Raw genomic sequence first — 6,721 nt, forward strand, 5'->3', positions numbered from 1 at the left:
TCGAGCTTCGAGCTTCGAGCTTCGAGCTTCGAGCTTCGAGCTTCGAGCTTCGAGCCGCTCATAGCCCGAAGCTCGTCGCCCGTGGCCGGGTTATTGGCAGGCCTCGCAGCCCAGCTCGTCGATATCGCCCGCGGCGGGCGGACGTTGACCGCCCTTGCCCTGCAGGAAGTCCTCGATGCCCCGCGGCTCCCGGCCGGATTCCGCCGACGGCTGGCGGCTCGGCCCCGCAGAGGGCGCTGGCGCCGGCGCCTGGTCCGGGGCGGCATTGCTGACGGCATTGAGGGTGCCGCGGTCGACGGTGGACTTCTCCACCGAGGTGGCGCCCAGGGCACGCAGATAGTAGGTGGTCTTCAGGCCGCGGAACCAGGCCATGCGGTAGGTCACGTCGAGCTTCTTGCCGGAGACCCCCTTGATGTAGAGGTTCAGCGACTGCGCCTGGTCGATCCATTTCTGGCGCCGTGCGGCGGCCTCCACCAGCCACTTGGGCTCCACCTCGAAGGCGGTGGCATACTTGGCCTTGAGGTCGTCCGGGATGCGGTCGATAGGCTGGGCCGAGCCGTCGTAGTACTTGAGGTCGTTGATCATCACCTCGTCCCACAGCCCGCGCGCCTTGAGGTCGTTGACCATGGGCGCGTTGACCACCGTGAACTCGCCGGAAAGGTTCGACTTCACGTAGAGGTTCTGGTAGGTCGGCTCGATGGACTGGGTCACGCCACAGATGTTGGAGATGGTGGCGGTCGGGGCGATGGCCATCACGTTGGAATTGCGCATGCCCTGGCCGGCGATCTTGTCGCGCAGGCGGTCCCAGTCCTGGGTGGCGCTCTCGTCGACCTCGATGTACTTCTCGCCGCGCTCGGTCTTGAGCTTCTGGATGGAGTCGATGGGCAGAATGCCCTGGCTCCACAGCGAGCCTTCGAAGCTCTCGTAGCGGCTACGCTCGGCGGCCAGGTCAGAGGAGGCCTCGATGGCGTGATAGCTGACCAGCTCCATGGAGCGGTCGGCGAACTCGACGGCCGCGTCACTGGCGTAGGCGATGTCCTGGGCGTAGAGGGCATCCTGGAAGCCCATGATGCCGAGCCCCACCGGACGGTGCTTGGCGTTCGAGTGGCTCGCCTGGGGCACCGCGTAGTAGTTGATATCGATGACGTTGTCGAGCATGCGCACGGCGGTGCGCACGGTCTTCTTGAGCTTCTCGCCGTCGAGCCGGCCATCGACGACGTGCTGGGCCAGGTTGACCGAGCCCAGGTTGCACACCGCTATCTCGTCGGCCGAGGTGTTGAGGGTGATCTCGGTGCAGAGGTTGGAGCTGTGCACCACGCCGGCGTGCTGCTGCGGGCTGCGCAGGTTGCACGGATCCTTGAAGGTGATCCAGGGGTGACCGGTCTCGAACAGCATCGAGAGCATCCTGCGCCACATGTCCTTGGCGCGGACGCGCTTGTAGAGCTTGAGCTCCCCCGTGCGGGTCATCGCCTCGTACTCCTCGTAGCGCTGCTCGAAGGCCGCGCCGTAGAGGTCGTGGAGGTCCGGGCAGGTGGCGGGGGAGAAGAGCGTCCACTCGCCGTCATCGAAGACCCGCTTCATGAACAGGTCCGGTACCCAGTTGGCGGTGTTCATGTCGTGAGTGCGGCGGCGGTCGTCGCCGGTGTTCTTGCGCAGCTCCAGGAACTCCTCGATGTCCAGGTGCCAGGTCTCGAGGTAGGCGCAGACCGCCCCCTTGCGCTTGCCGCCCTGGTTGACCGCCACGGCGGTATCGTTGACCACCTTGAGGAAGGGGACGACGCCCTGGGACTTGCCGTTGGTGCCCTTGATCCAGGAGCCGAGTGCGCGCACCGGCGTCCAGTCGTTGCCCAGACCCCCGGCCCACTTGGAGAGCAGGGCGTTGTCGCGGATGGCGCTGTAGATGCCGTCGAGCTCGTCGGGCACGGTGGTGAGATAGCACGACGAGAGCTGGCTGCGCACGGTGCCGGCGTTGAACAGGGTCGGCGTGGAGGCCATATAGTCGAAGCTCGAGAGCAGCTCGTAGAACTCGATGGCCCGCGCCTCGCGGTCGTCCTCGTTGAGTGCCAGGCCCATGGCGACGCGCATGAACATCACCTGGGGCAGCTCGTAGCGCACCTCGTCGCGGTGGATGAAGTAGCGGTCATAGAGGGTCTGCAGGCCCAGGTAGGTGAAGGCGTTGTCGCGATGGTGGTCCAGCGCTTCGCCCAGGCGCTCGAGGTCGAACTCGGCAAGCCGAGGGTCGAGCTGCTCGAACTCGATCCCCTTGGCGATATAGGCCTTGAAGGCCGGCGCGTAGAGCTCGGCCATCTCCCCGTAGGTGGCCTCGTCGGCGATGCCCAGGAAGGAGAGTGCCTCGCGGCGCAGGTTGTCCTGCAGCAGGCGGGCGGTGACGTAGGTGTAGTCGGGATCCTTCTCCACCAGGGTGCGGGCGGTCATCATCAGCGCCTGGGAGACGCCGTCCACGGTGACCCCGTCGTAGAGGTTCTTCAGCGAGTCGTCGACGATCTTCTGGGCATCGACGTTGGCCAGCCCCTCGCAGGCATCCGACACCAGGGTCTCGATGCGGCCCAGGTCCAGCGGACGGGTGGTGCCGTCGGCGAGGGTGACGTTGAGGCTGGGGTGCGGCTTGACGATGTCACCACCGGCTGCGGCGCGGGCCCGGGCGTGCTCCTCGCGGTAGAGCACGTAGGCGCGGGCGACCCGCTGCTCGCCGGCGCGCATCAGCGCCAGCTCGACCTGGTCCTGGATATCCTCGATATGCAGGGTGCCGCCGTCGGGCATACGGCGCAGGAAGGCCTGCTCGATGCCGTCGGTGGCCTGGCGGACGAAGTCGCGCACCCGCGAGGAGGTGGCGGCGTTGTCGCCTTCCACGGCGATGAAGGCTTTGCTCATGGCGACGGCGATCTTGTCGGCATCGAAGGGCACGACGTCGCCGTTGCGCTTGATGACGCGCAGGGTCTTGGGTGCGGTGACCGAAACGGACGGCTCGTCCGGTGTGATGATGGTATCCATGGCGCCGGGGGTCCCTGACTGGTGAGTCTAATGGTCAATGGCCGCCTCTCGGGCGACGGTTGACAGGCATGCTGTCGGTTGCTATGGCACATGATGTAGTATCCGTGCCGGGTCGAGACACAAGATAGTGTGCTTTCCGGCCTCCAGCAAGTGGATAACCTGTGGACCGGCTGTGGTCATCCATGGGGCAGAATGGAGCCCTTCTCCGGGGCCCGTCGTTGGGCTCCGGAGACACTCCCTGTCGCCATGTTGCGACGGGAAGGCGGAGTGCCGGATTTCGGGTATCCTTTAGCCATTGGCGTTGGCTCCCCGTCGCGGGAGCGTCGCAACCGCTCATCGGCCCGTCAGGATGGAAAAGAGGATGGACGACAGCTTGCAAGCCCAGGAACAGGATCATGTGCTGATCATCGAGGATGACGAGCGGCTGGCCGGCCTGACCCGTGACTACCTGGAGACGAACGGTTTCCGGGTCACGGTGGAGGCCGACGGTGCCCATGGTGTGGAGAAGATTCTCTCTCTGCAGCCGGACCTGGTGATCCTCGACCTGATGCTGCCGGGCGAGGATGGCCTGTCGATCTGCCGTCGGGTGCGCAGCGAGTATCCCGGCCCGATCATGATGCTCACCGCCCGCACCGACGACATGGACCAGGTGCTCGGGCTGGAGATGGGCGCCGACGACTATGTGGCCAAGCCGGTACAGCCGCGGGTCCTGCTGGCACGCATGCGCGCTCTGCTGCGGCGCGCGGAGCCGGCTGAGGTCGGCGAGGAGACCCGCCTGACCTTCGCCGACCTGGTGATCGACAACGCCACCCGCGAGGCCTGGCTGGGTGGCGAGCGTATCGACCTGACCAGTGCCGAGTTCGACCTGCTCTGGCTGCTGGCCAGCAACGCCGGCCGGGTGCTGACCCGCGAGGAGATCTTCGAACGATTGCGCGGTATCAAGTACGACGGTCAGGATCGCTCCATCGACGTGCGTGTGTCGCGCATTCGCCCCAAGATCGGCGATGATCCCAACCAGCCGCACCGCATCAAGACGGTGCGCAGCAAGGGCTACCTCTTCGTCAGGGATGGCTGAGCCATGCGTCGGACCCTGGCCGACAGCACCTTCCTGCGCGTCTATGTCCTGCTGGCGCTGGCACTGCTGCTGACCTTCGGCCTGGCCCTGCTGGGGCTGGCCATGGTCGACCAGGTGCGCCGCGAGCACTATCGCGAGCAGCTGGTCGAGCCGCCCATGCGAGTGCTGACCGCCTGGGTCGACGCATTGCCCGAGGCCGGGCGCGAGGCGTGGCTGGCGAGTCGCGCGGAACAGCTCGACATGACCCTGCGTCTGGTGTCGGTTGATGACCTCTCCCTGAACTACTTCTCCCGCTCGCGTCTCGAGCGCGGCCACGTATTGGTCATGCCCCGGGGCGAGCATGGCTGGCGCCTGCAGCGTCTGCTGCCCGGACGCGAGCAGCTGCTGGAGGTCGACGTGGCGAGCCTCAGCGAGCAGCAATTGCGTGGGCTCACCGAGCTGCTCGCCGAGTGGCTCGCTCAGGTGTCGGGCGACGCGCGCCAGGCCAAGCTGGAGCGGGTCGCCGGTGATGGCATTCCCCTGCAACTGAGCGCGTCCCCGCCCGAGGGGCTGGATACCCGCCAGCTGACGCGCCTGGCCGAAGGGGAGGTGGTGATCCGCCTGCTGCCCGGGCGCTGGTCCATGGCGATGTACCGCCTGCTGCCCGGCAGCGACCCGCAGACCCGCTGGCTGGCCATCGGCCCGGTGAAGGCCTTCGAACCGCTGCCGGTCACGCTGCAGCTGCTGCTGCTGGTGTTGCTGCTCGGCGTGCTGGCGGCAATCATCTACCTGATCGTGCGCGGGGTGGAGGCCCGCATGGCGCGCCTGGAGCTGGCGGCGACCCGTATCGCTGCCGGGCGCCTGGATACCCGTGTCAAGGTCGAAAGCGGCGACTTCCTGGGGCGCCTGGGGATGGCCTTCAACGGCATGGCCGCCCAGGTACAGTCGCTGCTGCGCGCCCAGCAGGACATGATTCGCGCCGTCTCCCACGAGCTGCGCACCCCGGTGGCGCGTATCCGCTTCGCTGTGCAGATGGTCGAGGACATGACCGATGACCCGGCGATCCGTCGCCAGCTGGAGGGCGTCGATGGCGACATCACCGAGCTCGACGAACTGATCGACGAGATCCTCACCTACGCCCGGCTGGGTAGCGAGACGGCCAACGGTGCTGAACTCGAGACCTCTCTGGTCGATTGCCGCGCCATGGCCGAACGGGTCATCGAGGCGCTGCGGCCGCTGCATCGCGATATTCGCATCGAGCTGGACGAGGGACCGGAAGTGGAGGTGCAGGCAGAGCCACGCTACCTGCAACGGGCGCTGCAGAACCTGGTGGCCAATGCCTGTCGCCATGCCCGCAGCCGGGTCGCGATTCGCCTGCAGAGCGAACCCCGGCTGGTGCGCCTGGATGTAGAGGACGATGGCCCCGGCATTCCCGTGGCAGCGCGCACCGAGGTCTTCAAGCCCTTCGCCCGCCTGGACGATAGCCGCACTCGCCGCTCCGGCGGCTACGGCCTGGGGCTCTCCATCGTGCAGAAGGTCATGGCCTGGCACGGCGGCAGCGTGATGGTGGATGCCAGCGCCACGCTCGGCGGCGCGCGCTTCACCCTGCTGCTGCCGCGGCGCAACGCTACGCCGGCCTGATTCCCTCCAGCACCGCGAAGGAGGTCTCCCGGGCGGTGCGCAGGAAATCCTCCATCCAGGGTGCGCCGCGAGTCTCCTCGCGGATGGCCGCGAACAGCGTGCTCCATACGCCCTTCTCGCCCAGGGCCACGGCCTTGACGTAGTCGCGCTCCAGGTACTCGGTGAGGGCCCAGTTGGGCAGGGCGCAGACACCGCGTCCGCTGGCCACCAGTTGCATCATCATGATCGTCAGCTCGGCAGTACGCACTTCCTTCGGTCGCACCCCGGCGGGGTCGAGGAACTGGGTGAAGACGTCCAGCCGGGAGTGTTCCACCGGATAGGTGATCAGGGTCTCCTCGGCCAGCGCCTCGGGCGTGACGAAGGGGCGACCCGCCAGGGGATGCTGACGGGATATCGCCAGCAGGCCCTCATAGCGGAACAGCGGCTCGTAGTGGATGCCGGGCAGTGGCTGGGGGTCGGCGGTGATCACCAGGTCGAGCTGTTCGCGGGCCAGCGCCGGCAGGGGATCGAAGTGGTGTCCGCCGGGGATGTCGATCTCCACCTCCGGCCAGTGGTCGCGGAAGTGGTCGATGGTGGGCATCAGCCACTGGAAGCAGCTGTGACACTCGATGGCCATGTGCAGCCGACCCTGTTCGTTGCCGGCCAGCCGGGCCAGGTCGCGTTCGGCCATGCGTACCAGCGGCAGGATCTGCTCCCCCAGGGTCAGCAGGCGTGTACCGGCCCGGGTGAACTCTACCGGCTTGGACTTGCGCAGGAACAGCGGGCTGCCCAGGCGCTCCTCCAGGTCCTTGATCTGGTGAGAGAGGGCCGACTGGGTCAGGTGCACGCGTTCGGCCGCCTCCACCAGTGAGCCGGCATCGCGCAGGGCGACCAGGGTGCGCAGATGGCGAAGTTCGAGCATGGGGGTGAGCCTGATTCATCTTGAAGATTAGAAAGTTTAGTTTGATTCACCTCCCGTGGCCAGCGAGACTTACCAGCATCATTCATGAACAAAGGATGTCATCATGACGATGG

General features: G+C 66.7%; 4 protein-coding genes. 2 read left to right on the forward strand and 2 right to left on the reverse strand.

Translation table 11 applies throughout. The annotated features are described in order from the left end of the window. Positions 1-90 precede the first annotated feature (90 nt). Positions 91-3,012, reverse strand: coding sequence for a ribonucleoside-diphosphate reductase subunit alpha (locus RI841_RS13150; RefSeq protein ID WP_310706073.1), 2,922 nt, complete (start codon positions 3,010-3,012; stop codon positions 91-93). Between the two features lie 361 nt (positions 3,013-3,373). Between RI841_RS13150 and RI841_RS13155 the strand changes: the two genes are divergently transcribed. Then, positions 3,374-4,087: a winged helix-turn-helix domain-containing protein gene (locus tag RI841_RS13155; RefSeq protein ID WP_310706074.1), complete on the forward strand. Its 714-nt coding sequence runs from the start codon at positions 3,374-3,376 to the stop codon at positions 4,085-4,087. Positions 4,088-4,090: 3 nt separating this feature from the next. Beyond that, on the forward strand, positions 4,091-5,707 hold the full coding sequence (locus tag RI841_RS13160; protein WP_310706076.1) for an ATP-binding protein: 1,617 nt from the start codon (positions 4,091-4,093) through the stop codon (positions 5,705-5,707). Here the strand turns inward: RI841_RS13160 and RI841_RS13165 are convergent. Then, positions 5,694-6,608 (reverse strand): LysR family transcriptional regulator, encoded by a 915-nt coding sequence (locus tag RI841_RS13165; protein WP_310706078.1) that lies wholly within the window; start codon positions 6,606-6,608, stop codon positions 5,694-5,696. The two genes, RI841_RS13160 and RI841_RS13165, sit on opposite strands and share 14 nt — an antisense overlap. Positions 6,609-6,721 lie beyond the last annotated feature (113 nt).

Origin of the sequence: Halomonas sp. (assembly GCF_031581305.1) — a bacterium.
GTDB lineage: Bacteria > Pseudomonadota > Gammaproteobacteria > Pseudomonadales > Halomonadaceae > Halomonas.